Source organism: Collinsella sp. AM31-2AC (genome assembly GCF_003469285.1).
In the GTDB taxonomy this organism is placed as follows: domain Bacteria; phylum Actinomycetota; class Coriobacteriia; order Coriobacteriales; family Coriobacteriaceae; genus Collinsella; species Collinsella aerofaciens_AT.
In genome coordinates this window covers 56479-75255 of the sequence record NZ_QSJB01000005.1, presented here as the reverse complement: position 1 = coordinate 75255, position 18777 = coordinate 56479, and the positions used below count along the sequence as shown (strand labels likewise).

17 protein-coding genes are annotated in these 18777 nt (G+C 59.8%); 14 read left to right on the top strand and 3 right to left on the bottom strand.

Annotation, left to right across the window (positions count from 1 at the left end; genetic code table 11):
- Nucleotides 1-129: 129 nt before the first annotated feature.
- From rpsB to DW796_RS03370, 10 genes are all read left to right on the top strand, one after another.
- Complete coding sequence (gene rpsB / locus DW796_RS03415) at nucleotides 130-858, top strand: 30S ribosomal protein S2 (protein WP_006236109.1); 729 nt, start codon at nucleotides 130-132, stop codon at nucleotides 856-858.
- Nucleotides 859-903: 45 nt separating this feature from the next.
- Nucleotides 904-1773, top strand: a complete 870-nt coding sequence (gene tsf / locus DW796_RS03410) for a translation elongation factor Ts (protein WP_022094736.1) — start codon at nucleotides 904-906, stop codon at nucleotides 1771-1773.
- 117 nt (nucleotides 1774-1890) lie between these two features.
- On the top strand, nucleotides 1891-2613 hold the full coding sequence (gene pyrH / locus DW796_RS03405) for a UMP kinase (RefSeq protein WP_040359955.1): 723 nt from the start codon (nucleotides 1891-1893) through the stop codon (nucleotides 2611-2613).
- Nucleotides 2614-2615: 2 nt separating this feature from the next.
- Complete coding sequence (frr, locus tag DW796_RS03400) at nucleotides 2616-3152, top strand: ribosome recycling factor (RefSeq protein WP_006236112.1); 537 nt, start codon at nucleotides 2616-2618, stop codon at nucleotides 3150-3152.
- Between the two features lies 1 nt (nucleotide 3153).
- A complete protein-coding gene (locus DW796_RS03395; protein WP_118094262.1) occupies nucleotides 3154-3948 on the top strand; it encodes an isoprenyl transferase in 795 nt (264 codons plus the stop codon).
- A gap of 2 nt (nucleotides 3949-3950) precedes the next feature.
- Entirely contained in the window at nucleotides 3951-4865 is a 915-nt protein-coding gene (locus DW796_RS03390; RefSeq protein ID WP_233502344.1) for a phosphatidate cytidylyltransferase, read from the top strand.
- Nucleotides 4865-6052 (top strand): 1-deoxy-D-xylulose-5-phosphate reductoisomerase, encoded by a 1188-nt coding sequence (gene dxr, locus DW796_RS03385; RefSeq protein WP_117716645.1) that lies wholly within the window; start codon nucleotides 4865-4867, stop codon nucleotides 6050-6052. Before DW796_RS03390 ends, dxr begins: the two co-directional genes overlap by 1 nt.
- 25 nt (nucleotides 6053-6077) lie before the next feature.
- Nucleotides 6078-7439, top strand: coding sequence for an RIP metalloprotease (locus DW796_RS03380; protein WP_117564266.1), 1362 nt, complete (start codon nucleotides 6078-6080; stop codon nucleotides 7437-7439).
- A gap of 13 nt (nucleotides 7440-7452) precedes the next feature.
- Nucleotides 7453-8535, top strand: coding sequence for a flavodoxin-dependent (E)-4-hydroxy-3-methylbut-2-enyl-diphosphate synthase (ispG, locus tag DW796_RS03375; protein ID WP_117564267.1), 1083 nt, complete (start codon nucleotides 7453-7455; stop codon nucleotides 8533-8535).
- A complete protein-coding gene (locus DW796_RS03370) occupies nucleotides 8536-10257 on the top strand; it encodes a proline--tRNA ligase (RefSeq protein WP_233539648.1) in 1722 nt (573 codons plus the stop codon). It abuts the gene before it with no gap.
- A 177-nt stretch (nucleotides 10258-10434) separates the two neighbouring features.
- Here DW796_RS03370 and DW796_RS03365 read toward each other — a convergent pair whose 3' ends face one another.
- Nucleotides 10435-11199 carry an aminoglycoside phosphotransferase family protein gene (locus DW796_RS03365; RefSeq protein WP_006236119.1) on the bottom strand — a complete coding sequence of 255 codons (765 nt, stop codon included), beginning with the start codon at nucleotides 11197-11199 and terminating at the stop codon, nucleotides 10435-10437.
- A gap of 88 nt (nucleotides 11200-11287) precedes the next feature.
- Nucleotides 11288-13936, bottom strand: coding sequence for a bifunctional acetaldehyde-CoA/alcohol dehydrogenase (gene adhE, locus DW796_RS03360; RefSeq protein ID WP_117716641.1), 2649 nt, complete (start codon nucleotides 13934-13936; stop codon nucleotides 11288-11290).
- A gap of 331 nt (nucleotides 13937-14267) precedes the next feature.
- On the opposite strand from adhE, the gene DW796_RS03355 reads away from it, so the two are divergent.
- Nucleotides 14268-15044: a transposase gene (locus DW796_RS03355; protein ID WP_118094261.1), complete on the top strand. Its 777-nt coding sequence runs from the start codon at nucleotides 14268-14270 to the stop codon at nucleotides 15042-15044.
- Nucleotides 15045-15251: 207 nt separating this feature from the next.
- Here DW796_RS03355 and rpmB read toward each other — a convergent pair whose 3' ends face one another.
- Nucleotides 15252-15440: a 50S ribosomal protein L28 gene (gene rpmB, locus DW796_RS03350; protein ID WP_022094725.1), complete on the bottom strand. Its 189-nt coding sequence runs from the start codon at nucleotides 15438-15440 to the stop codon at nucleotides 15252-15254.
- A 450-nt stretch (nucleotides 15441-15890) separates the two neighbouring features.
- Between rpmB and pyrR the strand changes: the two genes are divergently transcribed.
- The 3 genes from pyrR to DW796_RS03335 are packed head-to-tail and all read left to right on the top strand — an operon-like array spanning nucleotide 15891 to nucleotide 18697.
- Complete coding sequence (gene pyrR, locus DW796_RS03345; RefSeq protein WP_117654814.1) at nucleotides 15891-16475, top strand: bifunctional pyr operon transcriptional regulator/uracil phosphoribosyltransferase PyrR; 585 nt, start codon at nucleotides 15891-15893, stop codon at nucleotides 16473-16475.
- Between the two features lie 4 nt (nucleotides 16476-16479).
- A complete protein-coding gene (locus DW796_RS03340; RefSeq protein ID WP_118094260.1) occupies nucleotides 16480-17424 on the top strand; it encodes an aspartate carbamoyltransferase catalytic subunit in 945 nt (314 codons plus the stop codon).
- Nucleotides 17408-18697 (top strand): dihydroorotase, encoded by a 1290-nt coding sequence (locus DW796_RS03335; protein WP_118094259.1) that lies wholly within the window; start codon nucleotides 17408-17410, stop codon nucleotides 18695-18697. Before DW796_RS03340 ends, DW796_RS03335 begins: the two co-directional genes overlap by 17 nt.
- Nucleotides 18698-18777 lie beyond the last annotated feature (80 nt).

The following is an 18777-nucleotide window of genomic DNA, read 5'->3' as shown; positions in this document are numbered from 1 at the left end:
TTCACGGCAACAGGTTTTTATCACGCACGCGCGGCTACTTCATACCGTGGTGCCCGGGCTTTGGTAGCACATGTCCGGGTTGGTTTTGGAGGATGACCCCGCGCGGAGGCAAACCACAGGAGGTTTAACATGGCTACCAAGATTAATATCCGCACCCTGCTCGAGGCCGGCTGCCACTTCGGTCACCAGACCCGTCGCTGGAACCCCAAGATGAAGCCGTTCATCTTCGGTGAGCGCAACGGCATCTACATCCTCGACCTCAAGCAGACCATCCTCGACGCCGATCAGGCCTACACCTTCGTCAAGAACGTCGCCAAGGGCGGCAATGTGCTGTTCGTCGGCACCAAGAAGCAGGCTCAGGAGGCCGTCAAGAACGCTGCTGAGCGCGCCAACATGCCTTACATCAACCAGCGTTGGCTCGGCGGCATGCTGACCAACTTCGTCACCATCCGCTCCCGCATCAACCGCATGGAGGAGCTCGAGGCCATGGTCGAGGACGGCCGCATGGCAGTGCTCCCCAAGAAGGAGCAGGCTGTTCTCGGCAAGGAGCTCACCAAGCTCCAGACCAACCTCGGTGGTGCCCGCGACATGAAGGGTCTGCCCCAGGCTCTCTTCGTCATCGACACCAAGCGCGAGGAGAACGCCATCAAGGAGGCTCAGCGCCTGAACATCCCCGTCGTCGCTCTGATCGACACCAACTCCGATCCCGACGAGGTCGAGTACGGCATCCCCTGCAACGATGACGCTATCTCTGCTGTCACCCTTATGTGCGAGCTCATGGCTGACGCCTGCCTCGCTGGCTCCGGCAAGGAGCAGGTCTCCGAGGCCGAGATGGCCGCTGAGCCCAAGGCCGAGTAAATCAGTCTTAGTTAATTCTTTTTCATCTCTTTGAAAGGAACCACAATGGCCCAGATTACCGCCGCTATGGTCAAGCAGCTCCGCGAGATGACCGACTCCCCGATGATGGAGTGCAAGAAGGCTCTCGTCGAGGCTGACGGCGACATGGACGCCGCTGTCGACGTTCTGCGTAAGAACGGCCTTGCCAAGGCTGCCAAGAAGGCTGGCCGTGAGACCAACGAGGGCGCTGTCGCCGCGTTCGTCTCCGAGGATGGCAAGACCGGCGCTCTGCTCGAGCTCTCCTGCGAGACCGACTTCGTTGGCTCCAACGCCAAGTTCACTGGCTTTGCTTCCAAGGTCGCTGAGGTTGTCGCTACCACCGAGCCTGCTGACGTCGACGCTCTGCTCGAGAAGCCGATGGGCGAGGAGACCGTTTCCTCCGAGCTCACCGAGATGATTCACATCATGGGCGAGAACATGAAGATCTCCCGCTTCGCTGCCCGCAAGGCTGAGAACGGCGCGCTCGCTTCTTACATCCACATGGGTGGTAAGATCGGCGTCCTCGTCGAGTTCGCCTTCGAGAAGGCCGAGACCGCTCAGGCTGAGTCCTTCAAGACCTTCGCTCACGACGTTGCCCTTCAGGTTGCCGCCGTCGCACCGATCTGCGCCACCCGCGATCAGGTTCCGGCCGAGACCGTCGAGCACGAGAAGCAGATCTACATGGCCCAGGCTGCCGAGTCCGGCAAGCCCGAGGCTATCCAGGAGAAGATGGCTGTTGGTCGTCTGGAGAAGTTCTACAAGCAGTCCGTGCTCACCGAGCAGGAGTTCATCAAGGACAGCTCCCTCACCATCAAGAAGTACGCTGAGCAGGTCTCCAAGGAGCTCGGCGACACCATTACCGTCGTTGCCTTTGACCGTCTGGTCCGTGGCGAGTAAATAAGCTCTTGTAGCTGGTAATGAGCAGGCTGTGGGTTTTACTCACAGCCTGCTTTTTCATGGCTCTTATCAGAGCCTTTGATATCATATTGAGAGTCTAATTAAAGGAGGATCGCTTTGTCCGACATCCGATATAAACGCGTGCTTCTTAAGCTTTCCGGCGAAGCACTGATGGGCGACGGCCAATATGGCATTGACCCCAAGGTTACCGACCATCTTGCCAAGCAGGTCAAGGAGCTGCTCGCCGTTGGCCATGAGGTCGGCGTCGTTGTCGGCGGCGGCAATATTTTCCGTGGCATGGCCGGCGCTGCCGGTGGCATGGAGCGTGCTCAGGCCGACTACATGGGCATGCTGGCAACCGTTATGAACGCGCTCGCCCTGCAGGATGCCTTCGAGCATAACGATGTTCCCTGCCGCGTGATGAGCGCTATCCAGATGAACGAGATCTGCGAGCCCTATATTCGTCGTCGTGCTATCAACCACCTGTCCAAGGGTAATGTCGTTATCTTCGCCGCCGGCTCGGGCAATCCGTACTTTACGACTGACACCGCCGCGGCCCTTCGCGCCTGCGAGATCGGTGCGGAGATTCTGATTAAGGCCACCAAGGTTGACGGCATCTACGACAAGGATCCCGTCAAGTGCGCCGATGCCGTCCGTTTTGACAAGATTACCTATCACGAGGTTCTCGTCCGCGGTCTGCAGGTTATGGATTCCACGGCTACGGCACTGTGCCAGGATAACCGTATGCCGATTTTGGTCCTCAACATCGATGGCGAGGACACCGTCAAGCGCGCGCTCGCGGGTGAGCCCGTCGGCACGCTCGTCTATCAGGAGGATTAAGCATGGCAGAGAACATCACCGCCCATATGGACAAGTCGCTCGAGTCCCTCAAGCATAACTTCTCCAAGGTCCGTACCGGTCGTGCCAACGCCAACATTCTGTCCGACATCACCGTCGATTATTACGGTGTCCCCACGCCGGTCACGCAGGTTGCCGCCGTCAAGACCCCCGAGGCTCACATGCTGCTCATCGAGCCGTGGGATAAGGCGCTCATCAATGCTATCGTCAAGGCCATCGGCGCTTCCGATCTGGGTATTACCCCCAACTCCGATGGCACCGTCGTTCGTCTTCCGTTCCCGGCTCCCACTGAGGAGCGCCGTCGCGAGCTCGTCAAGGAGTGCCGCGAGTACGCCGAGCAGGCCAAGGTGTCTATCCGTAACATCCGTCGCGACTTCAACAACAAGCTCGAGCGCGATGAGGAGCTCACCGAGGACGACGTACGTCGCGAGCAGGCCAAGGTCCAGAAGCATACCGATGAGTATGTCGCCAAGGTCGAGGAGCTTCTGAAGGAAAAAGAAGCCGAGGTCATGGAGATCTAAGGTGCAATACGACGAGCATAAACTGGTCGAGTACTTTGCCGACGCCCCTGCGGGCGTCGGTTTTTCCGACCTTGACCTCAATAACATTCCGCACCATATCTCGTGCATCATGGACGGCAACGGTCGTTGGGCCACGTCGCGCGGTCTTGCACGCACCGAGGGCCACAAGGCGGGTATCGTCTCGCTGCGCGAGATCATTACCGCCTGCGTGCGCCTGGGCGTCGACGTGCTTTCGGCCTATGCATTTTCGACTGAAAACTGGAATCGACCGCAGCACGAGGTCAACGTCTTGATGCATCTGTTTGCCAAGACGTTTATCGACGAGCTGCCGCTTCTGAAGCGCGAAAATGTGCGTGTTGTCTTTTTGGGCGACATTTCCGCGCTGCCCAAGAAGACTCGCGACGTTTTTGAGCGCGGTCTTGCCGAGTGCGCCGATCACACCGGTATGACGCTGGCGCTTGCCGTCAACTACGGCGCGCGTGCCGAGATTACCCGCGCTGTCCGTCAGATCGCATCCGACGCTGCCGCCGGTAAGATCGATCCTGCCGCAATTGATGACGACATGGTGACTTCCCACCTCTATACCGCCGGTCTTCCCGATCCCGAACTTGTGATTCGCACCTCTGGTGAGCTGCGCCTTTCGAACTATCTGCTGTGGCAGGTGGCTTATTCCGAATTCTACGTCACCGATACCTATTGGCCCGACTTTGATCGTTGGGGCCTTGTCGACGCCATTTTGGCCTATCAGGGCCGTGACCGTAGGTTTGGTGGACTGAGCAAGACCGAGGAGGCTTAATCGTGTCCGATCGTCCCAAGGCATCTGCTCCCAAGACGCCAGTTTCCGCGGCGCCTGCGCGCAAGGCTGCCACTGCGGGAGCGCCTGCAGCGAAGAGCGGCACCGGTTCGTGGCTGGCGGGCTTTATTACCCGTGCCGCCGCCGGTATCGTCTACGCCGTTGTCTTTATCCTGTGCCTGGTTTTGGGTATCGTGCCCACGGCCATCTTTGTTTCTGTCATGAGCGGTCTGTGCTGCTATGAGTTTTTCCGTATGACAAGGCTCGATGGCAAGATGGCTAACGAGCGCATGGGTATCGCTGCCGCCGTACTCTTTCCGCTGTCGGCGTTGGGCGATTCGATGTTGCTGAATGCCCTGCTTTTTGCCTTGATGCTCGCGGTGGGCATTTGGTATGTCTGGTCGCCGCGTACCCGCATCTCTGATGTGGCCGTGACGCTCATGGGTCCCATCTACACTGGCTTTATGCTGTCGGCTATCGTGCTGCTGCGCGATGCCGTGCCCGGTTTTGCCGGCGCCCTGCTTTCAGTGGGCGTTTGCGCGTCCCTTTGGGTCTCCGATTCGTTTGCCTACATCGTGGGCAGCCGTATCGGCAAGCACAAGATGGTTCCCAAGATCTCCCCCAAAAAGAGCTGGGAGGGGTTTGCCGGCGGCATCTTGGGCTCGGTTTTGATTTGGCTCATCCTGTGGGCGACGCACTTCTACAAGCTCAGCCTGCCCTATGCGCTGCTGTGCGGCGTGGTCGTGTCCATTCTGGGCGTTATCGGCGACCTTATCGAGTCGCGCATCAAGCGCGGTGTGGGCGTCAAGGATTCCGGCAACCTTATCCCGGGCCACGGCGGAATGCTCGATCGTAGCGATTCGCTTATCTTCGGTTGCATCACCGCACAGCTGTTGCTGATGATTGGAGGCGTGCTGTAATGTCCTTCCAGACGACGTATGGCCCCGATGGACGCCTTCGCGTTGCCATCCTGGGTTGTACGGGCTCTATCGGCACCCAGGCGCTCGATGTGTGCCGCCAGCATGCCGATCGCCTGCAGGTGACGGCGCTGTCCGTTAATTCCAGCACCTCGGAGCTCGTTGCCGCTGCCCGCGAGTTCTCGGTTCCGGCGGTTGCCGTTGCCGATGTCGCTCATGGCGATGACGCCGTGCTGCAGGAGTTGCCCGAGGGCACACAGCTCGGCGTTGGCGCGCAGGCGGTTTGCGAGCTCGCGCGTCGCGACGATGTCGACTGCGTGCTCGTCGCTATTGTGGGCGCCGCCGGTCTCGAGGCGAGCCATGCGGCCTTGACCTCGAATAAGCGCCTTGCCCTTGCCAACAAGGAGTCCCTCGTCGTCGGTGGCGACTTGCTTATGCCGTTGGCGCAACCGGGCCAGCTTATTCCGGTCGACTCTGAGCATTCCGCCATCTACCAGTGCTATCTGGGGGAGAACCCGCGCGAGGCCCACTGCATTTGGCTCACCTGCTCGGGCGGTCCGTTCTTTGGCTGCACGCGCGACGAGCTCGATCGCGTGACGCGTGCCGATGCCCTCGCGCATCCCACGTGGGCCATGGGTGCCAAGATCACCATTGACTCCGCCACCCTCATGAACAAGGGCCTGGAGCGCATTGAGGCCATGCATCTGTTTAACTGCGACCTCGATTTCATTAACGTGGTCGTGCAGCGTCAGTCCAAGATTCACTCTATGGTCGAGTTCGCCGACGGCTCCGTGATGGCGCATCTCGGTGCATCCGACATGCGTATTCCCATCCAGTTCGCGTTCTCGTATCCCGAGCGTTGGGATACTCCGGCGCCTCGTATCGATTTCCGCGAGCTGGGGCAGCTCACGTTTGATGCTGCCGACATGGATACCTTCCGCTGTCTGGCACTGGCCGAGCGTGCCGGCAAGACGGGTGGCACCATGCCGTGCGTGCTCAATGCCGCCAACGAGGTCGCCGTCGATGCCTTCCTGCACGATGGCTGCAGCTTTACCGATATCGATCGCATTGTGGAATCCTGCATGGACGCCCACGATATGCAGGTGGTCGATTCGTTTGAGCAGCTTCGCGACATCGATGCGTGGGCGCGTGAAAAGGCTGCGCAGGTGCTCGCCGCAACCCGTTCCTAACCCATAAGGATTGCTTTTTCGTTTTATGGATACTGTTCTGAGCGTTCTCTCATCGGTCTTTTGGGGCCTGCTGATGCTTTCCGTCCTCGTGTTTTTGCACGAGGGCGGCCACTTTTTGGCGGCGCGCGCCTGCGGCGTCCGTGTGACCGAGTTCTTTTTGGGTCTGCCGTGCCGCTTTGACATCCATTACACGTCGCGTCGCATTGGAACCAAGTTTGGCGTGACCCCGCTGCTGCTGGGTGGCTACGCTGCCATCTGCGGTATGGATCCGACCGATGTTTCGTGCGCCGACCGCGTGCTCGCGGCTATCTATCGTCATGGTCGCGTGACCGTGGCCGACCTTGCTGTCGAGCTCGAGCTTTCCGAGGAGGATGTGCTCGAGGCATGCGCCCTTTTGCTGGGCTGGGGCTCCATCGCGCCCTGGTATGAGGAAGGGGAGAAGCCCTCGCCGAGCTACTATCCCACCAAATATCAGACGTTGCCGCGAGACAAGGCAGGCTATACCACCTTTGATGGTCGCCGTTTCGATCGCGAACATGCGACTGCCGAGGGCGATGTGTGGGAGCTGCCGTGCGGCGAGGCCGAGTTCCTTGCGCAAGAGCGCTCGCACACCTATCTTGGCCAAGGCTTTCTCAAGCGCGCCTTTATGCTGCTCGCGGGCATTATCGTCAATATCTTGACGGGTTTTTTGCTCCTTATGAGCATCTATTCCATTGCGGGTGTCACCGTGCCGATGGATACCAACGTGATCGGTCAGGTTGACGAGGGGTCTATTGCCGCCAAGGCGGGTATCGAGGGCGGTGACGCGATCCTTTCGGTTGACGGTGTCTCATGTTCCACTTGGATGGATGTCTACGATGCCATCGGCAAGGCTGCCGGTAAGGACGATATCGCCATCGAGTACGAGCGTGACGGCAAGCAGCATTCGACCACGGTTGCGCTCAAAGAGGACGAGCGCCTAGGTGTGTATGCCTCTACGCAGGTGGTCCGTTTAGACCCCATCACGTCGGCTCGCCTGTCGTTCTCCTATGTCGTGCAGACAGCGGATGGCGTGATGCGCCTGCTCCAGCCGCAGCATACGATGGAGATTCTCGATCAGTCTTCTTCGATCGTGGGTATTAGCGTTATGTCCTCACAGGCCGCTGCTGCCGGCCCTGCCACGTTCCTTTCCTTTGCCGCCCTCATTTCGTTCTCGCTTGGCTTTATGAACCTGCTGCCCATCCCACCGCTCGATGGCGGCAAGCTGGTCATCGAGATCATTCAAAAGATTGCGGGCCGCGAGCTGCCGCTCAAAGTGCAGACAATCGTCAGCTATGTCGGCATCGCGCTCTTTGCACTGCTGTTTGTCTATATGCTTCGTTCCGACATCCTTCGATTTATTCTGTAGGGGAGTGTTTGGATTGTCTTTATCCCATCCTTTGCCTCGCGAGTTGACGCGCCCCGTGCATGTGGGCGGCGTGCAGATCGGTGGTGGCGCTCCGGTCGTGGTTCAGTCTATGACCTGCACCGATACTGCTGATGCCCAGGCAACGCTTGCGCAAGTGTGCGCGTTGGCGCAGGCTGGCTGCGATATCGTGCGCGTGAGCGTGCCTACCGAGGCTGCGCTCGAGGGCTTTCGCACGATTTGTGCCGAGTCTCCGGTGCCAATCGTCGCCGATATCCATTTTAACCATAAGCTTGCCATTGGCGCTGTCGAGGCTGGCGCCTCTAAGCTGCGCATCAACCCCGGCAATATCGGCGATTGGGCTAAGGTCGATGCCGTCATCGATGCCGCGGGTGCCGCGGGCTGCGCGATTCGCATCGGCGTGAACGCGGGCTCGCTTGAGCAAGATATTGCCGAGCGCGACGACCTCACGCAGCCCGAAAAGCTCGTGATGTCGAGCGAACGCTTTGTGCGGCACTTTGAGGACCGTGGGTTTACCAACATCGTGCTATCCGCCAAGGCCCATAGCGTACAGACGACACTTGATACCTATCGCGCCCTGTCGCGCGAGATACCGCATGTTCCGCTCCACCTGGGCGTGACGGAGGCGGGGACCAAGCTTCAGGGCACCATCAAGAGCTCTGTAGGCTTGGGTATCTTGCTTTCCGAAGGCATCGGTGACACCATGCGTGTGTCGCTCACGGCCGATCCGGTTGAGGAGCCGCCGGTCGCCTGGGGAATTCTACAGTCGCTGGGCCTGCGTCGCCGTGGTCCCGAGATTGTCTCGTGCCCCACGTGCGCCCGCTGCCAGGTTAACCTGATTCCCATCGCCGAGGAGGTCACCGAGCGGCTTAAGAACTATTCCGCGCCGCTTTCGATCGCCGTGATGGGATGTGCGGTCAACGGCCCCGGAGAGGCATCTGACGCCGACCTGGGTGTTGCCTGCGGACGTGGTCAGGGCCTGCTCTTTTCGCATGGCCAGATCATTGGTAAAGTAGCTGAGGATCAAATTGTCGACGCGCTTATGGCCGAGGTCGACAAACTTATTGAGGAGAAATAAATGACCCGAGCAATGTATATGTCTAAGCTCTATGCGCCGACGCTCAAAGAGGATCCGGCCGACGCCGAGCTTGCAAGCCATCGTCTGCTGCTTCGTGCCGGTATGATCCGCAAGGAGGCCGCCGGTCTCTATTCCTATCTGCCGCTTGCTTGGCGCTCGATTCGCAAGATCGAGAATATCGTGCGAGACGAGATGGACGCCGCTGGCGCCCAGGAGCTTATGATGCCTATCATGGTCGACGCCGAGTTGTGGCGTGAGTCCGGCCGCATCGACGCCTATGGCAAGGAGCTTGTGCGCTTTGACGACCGTCACGGTCGCGAGTTCGTCCTGGGCCCCACGCACGAGGAGACCGTCACGGCCCTGGTGCGCAACGAGCTGCGCTCCTACAAACAGCTGCCCGTCAACCTGTACCACATTCAGGACAAGTTCCGCGACGAGTTCCGTCCCCGCTTTGGCCTGATGCGCGGCCGCGAGTTTATCATGAAGGACGCCTACAGCTTCTCTGCCACGCAGGAGAGTCTGCAGGAGGAGTACGACAAGATGAAGCAGGCTTACGCCAACATCTGCGAGCGCTGCTACATCAAGGCTCTGCCCGTTGTCGCCGACTCCGGCGAGATCGGCGGCGACACCTCCGTCGAGTACATGGCTCTTGCTGACGCTGGTGAGGCTTCACTGGTCTACTGCGACGATTGCGGCTTTGCCGCCGATGACGAGGCCGCGAGCACTAAGGTGGTCGTGGCCGAGGGCCCCGGCGATGGTAAGCTCACCAAGGTCGAGACCCCGGGTATGGGCACCATTGAGGCCGTCGCTAAGTTCTTTGGGTTCCCCGAGAACGGTACGCGCAAGTCCCTGGCGTTGATCGACGCCGAGGGCAAACCGGTCGTTGCCATTGTCCCGGGAGACCACGAGCTCAACGATTGCAAGGCTGAGCATGTCTTTGGCAAGGGCTATCGCATGATGACCGACGAGGAGCTCCAGACCTACGGTCTGCATAAGGGCTTTATCGGACCGGTTAACCTGCCCGAGGGCATTCGTCTGGTCTGCGATGAGAGCCTGCGCGAGTCCAAACAGTGGGCCTGTGGCGCCAACGAGGTCGACTACCACTTTACCGGTGCCTGCCCCGAGCGCGACTTTACCGTCGATGAGTGGGCTGACCTGGTCACCGTCGTTGCCGGCGATCCCTGCCCGCACTGCGGCAAGCCGCTCTCTGCTGCCCGCGGTATCGAGGTCTCCCAGGTGTTCCAGCTGGGCACCAAGTATTCCGAGGCCATGGGTGCCACCTTTATGGACGAGGACGGCAAGGAGAAGCCGCTCATCATGGGTTGCTACGGCGTTGGTGTTTCCCGCTCGCTCGCTGCCGTCGTGGAGCAGCACAACGACGAGCACGGTATCGTCTGGCCGGTCTCAGTCGCCCCGTACGAGGTCGCGGTGATTCCGCTCGACCCCAAGAAGGAGGAGTGCGCTACCGTCTGTGAACAGATCGTCGACGGTCTGTGCGCCGAGGGTATCGAGGTCGTCGTCGACGACCGCGATGAGCGTCCCGGCTTTAAGTTTGCCGATAACGACCTCATGGGCTTCCCGTATCAGGTCGTGCTTGGCAAGCGTGGCCTCAAGAATGGTACTGTGGAGCTCAAGGACCGTGCCACGGGCGAGCGTGAGGACGTGGCGATCGACGAGGTCGTCGCCAAGGTCGCCGAGCTCGTGAAGGCTGCCCGCCGTTAATCGGCGATTTCACATGTAGTTCGAAATACGGGACGGCCCCGCATTTCTCCAGATCGGGGACATGTGGGGTCGTCCTTTTATCTTGTGGCATGCTCGATATCTAAAAGGAAAACCCCACAGCCCTAATGAGCTGCGGGGTTTTCTTGTGCCTCCGATGCGAAATAAATCGCTCAGATATTACTGATAATCGACGACGTCGATCCAGTTCTTCAGGAACTCATCGTTCACGTTGCGCTTACGAGCGAGCTCGGAAGCGGCTACGATGCTCGTCCACTGACGCACGACCTGCATGGGCATGTCGGCGCGGTCGCAGTAGAGCTCCAGGTAGGCCTCGGCCTGATCCTTGCTGTTGAGGGCAAAGAGCAGGTAGGTGGTGGCAACGTCGGCAGCAGGGGAGCCCTGGGTGGCGTGTGCCCAGTCGCAGACGTACAGCTGGCCGTCGTCGCCGACGATGACGTTGGAGGGGTTGAAGTCGCCGTGGCAGACCTTGAACTCCTTGGTCATGCCGTCCAAGCGCTCCTGAAGGTTGTAGCGCGTGGTGGCATTGAGCTGATCCAGGCTGTCGATCATGCGGGCGAACTTGTCGCGCTGACGGTTGAGCAGCGGGGAGGTGTAGCCGTGGATCTCGATCTGGAGGTCGACGAACATCTCGAGGTACTCACCGAAGCGCTGGGGCTCGGCAGTCATCTTCTCGGCAAGGGTGGTACCCGGGACCTTCTCGGTCACGAGCGCCCAGCCGTTGGCGTTCTCGAGCTGGGAAACCTCGAGAGCCTTGGGGCTGCGGATGCCGCACTCATTGATGCGGGCAAGATTCAAAGCCTCGTTGAACACGTCGGAGACGGGCTTGGTCTCGTTAAAGACCTTGACGATCTTGTCGCCCAGGTCGTAAACGACCTTGTTGCCACGGCGGACGAGCTCGGTCTTGGAATCGGGTAGCAGCATGGTTGCATCCTTTCAACGATGCGATAGAAGCGACGGCGGGGGTGTGTGAAACACCCGTGCACCCCCGCCGTTAAAAACCGTGCTAGAACTAGCAGACGGCGTAATCCTGAGGCTCGCGGCCGTAGTAGGCGTCCAGATAGAGCTCCTTGATCTCGCTCATGAGCGGGTAGCGCGGGTTAGCGCCGGTGCACTGGTCGTTGAATGCCTGCTCGGTCATCTCGTCGAGGGTGTCGAGGAAGTACTGCTCGTCGACACCGTAGTCGGCGATGGTCTTCTTGACGCCGATGAAGTCCTTGAGCTCCTCGAGCTTCGTGATGAAGTTCTCGAAGACCTCCTTGTCGTCCTTGCCCTCGATGCCGCAGTACTTGGCCATCTCGGCGTAGTTGTGCAGCGCGTTGGGGTAAGGATACTGAGAGAAGGTACCCATCTTGACGGGAGCCTCGGCGGCGTTGTAGCGCATAACGCGGGTCAGGATGACGGCGTTGGCGATGCCGTGGGGCAGGTGATGGAAAGCGCCGAGCTTGTGGGCCATGGAGTGGTTGAGGCCCAGGAAGGCGTTGGCGAAGGCCATACCGGCCATGCAGGAGGCGTTGTGCATCTCCTCGCGGGCGTGCGGGTCCTTGGCGCCGTTCGTGAAGCTGGAGGGCAGGTTCTCAAAGACGAGCTTAGCAGCGCGCTCGGAGAGGCCCTTGGTGTAGTCGGAAGCCATGATGGAGACGTAGGACTCGATGGCGTGGGTCATGACATCGATGCCGGAGGCGGCGGTCAGGCCGCGCGGGGCGGTCATGCAGTTGTCGGCGTCGACGATAGCCATGTTGGGGAGCAGCGCGTAGTCGGCGAGCGGCCACTTGATGCCGGTCTCCTTGTCCGTGATGATGGCGAACGGCGTGCACTCGGAGCCGGTACCCGAGGAGGTCGGGACGGCGACGAAGTAGGCCTTCTTGCCCATCTCGGGGAAGGTGAAGATACGCTTGCGGATGTCCATGAAGTCCATGGCCATGTCCTCAAACTTGCACTCGGGGTGCTCGTACATCATCCACATGATCTTGCCGGCGTCCATAGCGGAGCCACCGCCGACGGCGATGATGACGTCCGGCTCAAAGAGAGCCATCTGCTTGGCACCACGACGTGCGCACTGCAGCGACGGATCGGGCTCGACGTCGTAGAAGCAGTCGTGGGCGATGCCCATCTCGTCGAGCTTGGCCTCGATGGCGCGGGTGTTGCCATTCTTGAAGAGGAACTGGTCGGTGACGATGAAGGCGCGCTTCTTGCCCATGACGTTGCCCAGCTCGTCGAGGGCGACGGGCGTGGAACCCTTCTTGAAGTAGACCTTCTCGGGAGCGCGGAACCACAGCATGTTCTCACGGCGCTCGGCCACAGTCTTAACGTTGATCAAGTGCTTCACCCCAACGTTCTCGGAGACGGAGTTGCCGCCCCAGGAGCCGCAGCCCAGGGTCAGAGACGGCTTCATGCCAAAGTTGTACAGGTCACCGATGCCGCCGTGCGAGGACGGGGTGTTGATGACGATACGGCAGGCCTTCATGACGTGCTCGAACAGGCTGATCTTCTCGGCCTGGGCGGGGTGCACGTACAGAGAGGCGGTGTGGCCCGGGCCACCGGCGAGCACCAGGTGCTCAGCCTTGTCGACGGCCTCCTGGAAGTCCTTGGCGTGGTACATGGCCAGGACCGGGGAGAGCTTCTCGTGGGAGAACTCCTCCTTGGCGGGGTCGGTGGAGGTGACCTCGGCGATCAGGATCTTGGTCTTGGCGGGAACCTCGATGCCGGCGAGCTCGGCAATCTTGGCGGCAGCCATGCCGGGGATGCGGTGATCGAGGGCGCCATTCTTGAACATGGCGGCACGCAGGGCCTCCATCTCGGCACCCTGCTTGACGAAGTAGCAGCCGCGCTTCTGGAACTCGGCCTTAACCTGGTCATAGATGGTGTCGATGACGGTCACGGACTGCTCGGAAGCGCAGATCATGCCGTTGTCGAAGGTCTTGGAGTGGATGATGGAGTTGACGGCGAGCAGCACGTCGGCGGTGTCGTCGATGACGACCGGGGTGTTACCGGCGCCAACGCCCAGGGCGGGCTTGCCCGAGGAGTAGGCGGCCTTGACCATGCCCGGGCCACCGGTTGCGAGGATGATGTCGACGTCGCGCATGACCATGTTGGTCAGCTCGATGGAGGGGACATCGACCCAGCCGATGATGCCCTCGGGGGCACCGGCCTTGACGGCGGCGTCAAGCACGAGCTTAGCGGCGGCGATGGTGCACTTGGCGGCAGCCGGGTGCGGGGAGATGATGATGGCGTTGCGGGTCTTCAGGCTGATCAGCGTCTTGAAGATCGCGGTGGAGGTGGGGTTGGTCGTCGGGATGACGGCGCCCACGATGCCGATGGGCTCGGCGATCTTGGTGATGCCGTAGGCCTCGTCGCGCTCCAGGACACCACAGGTCTTGGTGTTCTTGTAAGCGTTGTAGATGTACTCTGCGGCGTAGTGGTTCTTGATGACCTTGTCCTCAAGAACGCCGCGGCCGGTCTCCTCGATGGCCATCTTCGCCAACGGGATACGAGCCTTGTTGGCGGCCATGGCGGCCTCATAGAAGATCTTGTCGACCTGCTCCTGCGTGTACGTAGCAAAAAGCGCCTGGGCCTCTCGCATCTGAGCGAGCTTAGCCTCAAGCGCCTCTACGTTGTCCACAATTGCGGGAGTAGTGTTTTCCGGTGACTTTTTCACCATTTGTGTCTCCTTGCGATCGGAGATTTACCCTACGTCTTGCATGATAGCAAGAAATTATTCGGCGAACGGTAAGATTCCCGTAAAAGGCACACTAAAACGCTTTAACAAACTGAAGCGTTTTAACTAAAACTATCTGCCAGTGCATCGTCCCGCTCATTGGGGACAGACTTACATGAGTGGTTTCACTCATTGGGGACAGACATCGATTTGCCATTTTGCCGTTCTGGGCCTGTTTTTGCCGCTCATTGGATATAAATAGGTCACAGGCTCAGCATTTCGCGTTGCTTCTCTCCTTTTAGGTGTTGCCTGTACAGCTTTGAAAGGAGAGATTATGCCCCGATGCGCCCGCGCCGTTTCGATTACCGGCTATTACCACGTCTTTGACCGCGGCAACTCCAAACAGATTATTTTTGAAGATGATTCCGACCGCTATCGTTTCCTATCGGATATCTCGGACAGGTTTGCGCGCCTTGAAGTGGCGGTGTTGGCTTGGTGCCTTATGGACAACCACTTTCATTTGATGGTTGATGATCCATTTGACAACCTTTCAAAGGCAATGCAGTGCGCGCTGACGGCCTATGCCAAGTATTTCAATGGGAAAACCGGAAGAACGGGCCACCTGTTTGATAATCGCTATTCGCGGGTCGCGGTCGAGTCGGACACGCAGGCGGTGCAGTTGCTCGATTATATCCATCTCAATCCCGTGAAAGGTGCGCTCGACTCGCTTGATGCCTACCGCTGGTCAAGCTACAAGGCATACCAGCTGGGATACGATCCCTTTGATATCTGCGATGCGGCCCCCATGCTCGATATTGTCGGGGGTTCCCGTCGCTATTGCGAGCATCTTAAGGAAGTTGCCGAGCGGATCTGGTCAGTTGAGATTCTTCCGCGTCGACGGATTCCCGACGAGGATGCCCTTACCGTCGCACACGAGGCCCTGCCGAGCATTGATCCTGCGCTGCTCAAGGCCCTGCCACGCCCCGAACGCGATGCCTGTCTGCTAAGGCTCAGGCGGGCCCATCTTACGGTCAAGCAAATTGCCCGTATCACCGGTATCGGCGCTACAAGCGTAACCAAGGCCACCACAGGCTGGAACGAGGCGGCCTGAGGTATGGATTGGGGCCGATCGATGCACTGTGAGCTTAGGAAAGCATTCATCTAAGTCTGTCCCCAATGCGTGAAAACACTCATGTAAGTCTGTCCCCAATGAGTGCAAAAAGGCGCCCTCCGTGGGGGAGGACGCCTTTGGTAAGTTCTATATGAACGCGAGGTCTTTGACCCGGAGAGTCCGAGGTACTTGTTGGTAAGACCTTATTTAGGAGCGCGCAACCTTGCCAGACTTAAGGCAGGTGGAGCAAACGTTCATCTTGCGACGGTGACCATCGACGACGACGTAGACGCGCTGGATGTTGGGGCGGAACTTACGGTTGGTGACGCGGTGAGAGTGGCTGATGGAGCGACCGGCAACGGGGTGCTTACCGCAAACTTCGCAAACTTTGGACATAACTGACCCTCCTTGGGCGACAAACGAACATGTCGCGTTAACAAACAAGCCTGAACTATAGCACAGAAGTCGCTCCCTGTGCGCAATCTACACAGAGATATTCCTCTTTTGGCGATAGTGCCCACGCTACGGCCCTGGACGTAGATCCGATTTGCGTGCAGCAGAGGGGATTATGCCAGCTCGTGCGTGTGTTTTCAAGCTCGTCCCACAAATATATATAGGTTTATGGAGCGCCTGCGCACGTTTACGGATTGCTCTGTATTTATGCTCGCAATTAAGCTCGAGGTTGGCTACACTATCCCTTGACCATTAAAGGGGTACGAGATACCCACATGGAATTACATAGCTGCCAAAGAGCAGCCTTTCCTGTGGGTGTCTGGTCCGCTTAAGCGGTCGGGCATCTATTTTTTTGACTGTGTCAGCAGTCAAGACATGTGAGGAAGGAGATCGATGGGCACGACTTCCCCCAAGGCGGTCATCATGGACGAGACCGCCGTCAATCGAGCGATGACCCGCATTGCGCACGAGATTCTCGAGCGCAACGAGGGCTGTGAAGACCTCGCTCTGGTCGGCATCGTCACGCGCGGCGACCTTCTGGCAAAGAAGCTCGCCGAGGAGATCAAGGAGATCGAGGGCGTCGACGTTCCGCTCGGTAGCCTCGACATCAGCTTCTACCGCGATGACTACGCTACCAATTTTGCTCCCGCGATCCACGCTACCAACATTCCCTTCAGCGTCGACGGCAAGCGCGTCGTGCTGGTGGACGACATCCTGTATACGGGCCGTACTATCCGCGCCGCTCTGGATGCTGTCATGGACCTGGGCCGTCCGAGCCGCATCGAGCTGGCAGTTCTCGTTGACCGCGGTCACCGTGAGCTCCCCATCTCGCCGGACTTTGTCGGCAAGAACGTTCCCTCGTCGCATGAGGAGAACGTGCACCTATATATGAAGGAAGTAGACGGCCGCACCGCTGTCGAGATTAACGACGTCGCGCCGGGTTCCCATGTGGGCTCCGCGCCGCTGGGAGGTGAGTAGTACCGTGGCGTTCAACCATAAGCACCTGATCGACATTACCGAGTACTCCGAAGAGGACATCAAGCTCATCCTCGAGACCGCCAAGGCGTTCTCCGAGGTCAACGAGCGTGCGATCAAGAAGGTCCCCACGCTCAAGGGCAAGACCATCGTCAACATGTTCAACGAGCCCTCGACGCGCACCCGCAGCTCCTTCGAGCTCGCCGAGAAGCGCCTTTCGGCCGACAGCCTCAACTTTGGCGGCTCCTCGACCTCCACGGTCAAGGGCGAGAGCCTCGTCGACACCGTCGAGACCCTCAACGCCTACAAGATTGATTGCATCGTCGTTCGCGATAAGCACGCCGGTGCTCCCTACATCGTCACGCAGAACTCGCCCGCGAGCGTTATCTGCGCCGGCGACGGCAAGCACAACCATCCTACGCAGGCCCTGCTCGACCTGTACACCATCTGGGAGCACAAGGGTGACTTCCACGGTCTGAAGGTCGCTGTCGTCGGCGATATCGCGCACTCCCGTGTCTGCGGCTCGCTGATCCCCGCCCTTAAGATCATGGGCTGCGAGACCTACGCTGTCGCCCCCGGCACGCTGCTGCCGCCGGCGCCCGAGGTTCTGGGTTGCGACCACGTGACGAGCGACCTCGATTCCGTCCTGCCCGAGCTGGACGTCGTCTACATGCTGCGCGTGCAGCAGGAGCGCCTTGAGGGCGCTCCGTTCCCCACGATTCGCGAGTATCACAAGCTCTTCGGCCTGACCAAGGACCGCGAGAAGCTCATGAAGCCCGATACGATCATCTGCCACCCGGGCCCCATCAACCGCGGCGTCGAGTTCGACTCCTATATGGCCGACCACCCGCAACGCTCCGTCATCCTGGAGCAGGTCTACGCCGGTATCTGCGTGCGTATGGCTATCCTGTATCTGCTGCTTGGAGGTGCCGATAATGGCCTTGCTTCTTAAGAATGCCCACGTCGTCGACCCGTCTGTCGAGCTTGACGGTGTCGTTGACGTCCTGATTGACGGCGACAAGATCGCCGAGGTCGGCGAGAATCTCGCCGTCGAGGGAGCCGAGGTCCGCGACCTTTCCGGCAAGTACCTCGTCCCCGGCCTGGTGGATATGCACGTTCACCTTCGCGAGCCCGGCTACGAGGTCAAAGAGGACATCGAGAGCGGCACTCGCGCAGCTGCCAAGGGCGGCTTTACCGGTGTGTGCTCCATGCCCAACACCGATCCCGTCACCGATAACGGCACCGTCGTGGAGTTCGTCAAGTCCCGTGCTGCCGAGGTCGGTCACTGCCGCGTCTATCCGTCGGGCGCCATGACCCGCGGTCTTAAGGGCGAGGCCATGTCCGAGATGGGCGATATGGTCGCCCATGGCGCCGTCGCCTTCACCGACGACGGTCGCGGCGTGCAGGGCGCGGGCATGCTCCGTCGCTGCATGGACTACGGCAAGATGTTCGGCAAGGTCTTTATGAGCCACTGCCAGGACGAGGACCTGGTCGGCCACGGCCAGATCAACGAGGGCAAGGTCTCGACCCGTCTGGCTCTCGAGGGCTGGCCGGCTGCCGGCGAGGAGCTCCAGATCGCCCGCGACATCGAGATCGCCAAGCTGACTGGTGCCAAGCTGCACATCCAGCACATCTCCACCGCCCATGGCCTGGAGATCGTGCGTGCCGGTAAGGCCGCTGGCGTTCAGGTTACCTGCGAGGCCACCCCGCACCACATGTTCCTGACCGAGAACGACCTGGACGAGACCTACAACACCTCTCTCAAGGTCAATCCGCCGCTGCGTACCGATGAGGACGCTGAGGCAATCCGTCAGGGTGTCATCGACGGTACCGTCGACGCTATCGTTACCGACCACGCTCCCCACACCCCGTGGGAGAAGGCCCGCGAGTTCGAGCTCGCGCCCTTTGGAATGATTGGCCTCGAGACTTCGCTGTCGCTCGTGCTCACTGAGCTGGTCAACACGGGCAAGATGAGCGTGAGCCGCATGGTCGAGCTCATGGCCATCAAGCCGCGTGAGATTCTGGGCCTCGATCAGGTTCAGGTCAAGGCGGGCTCTGTCGCCGACCTGACCGTGTTCGACCCCTCCGCAACCTGGACGGTTGGCGAGGACGGTTACGAGTCGCGCGCCGAGAACTCCGGTTTTGCCGGCCGCACGCTCACCGGTCGTGCCACCGATGTATTTGTCGGTGGCAAGCAGACGCTCGCCGACGGCTGCATCTGCTAGCATAGCCTTATCGCTTTTGTGCGCGGCGCCCTTGCGGTGCCGCGCTTTCTGTTCGTTTAGACCATGCAACCGCATGGGGG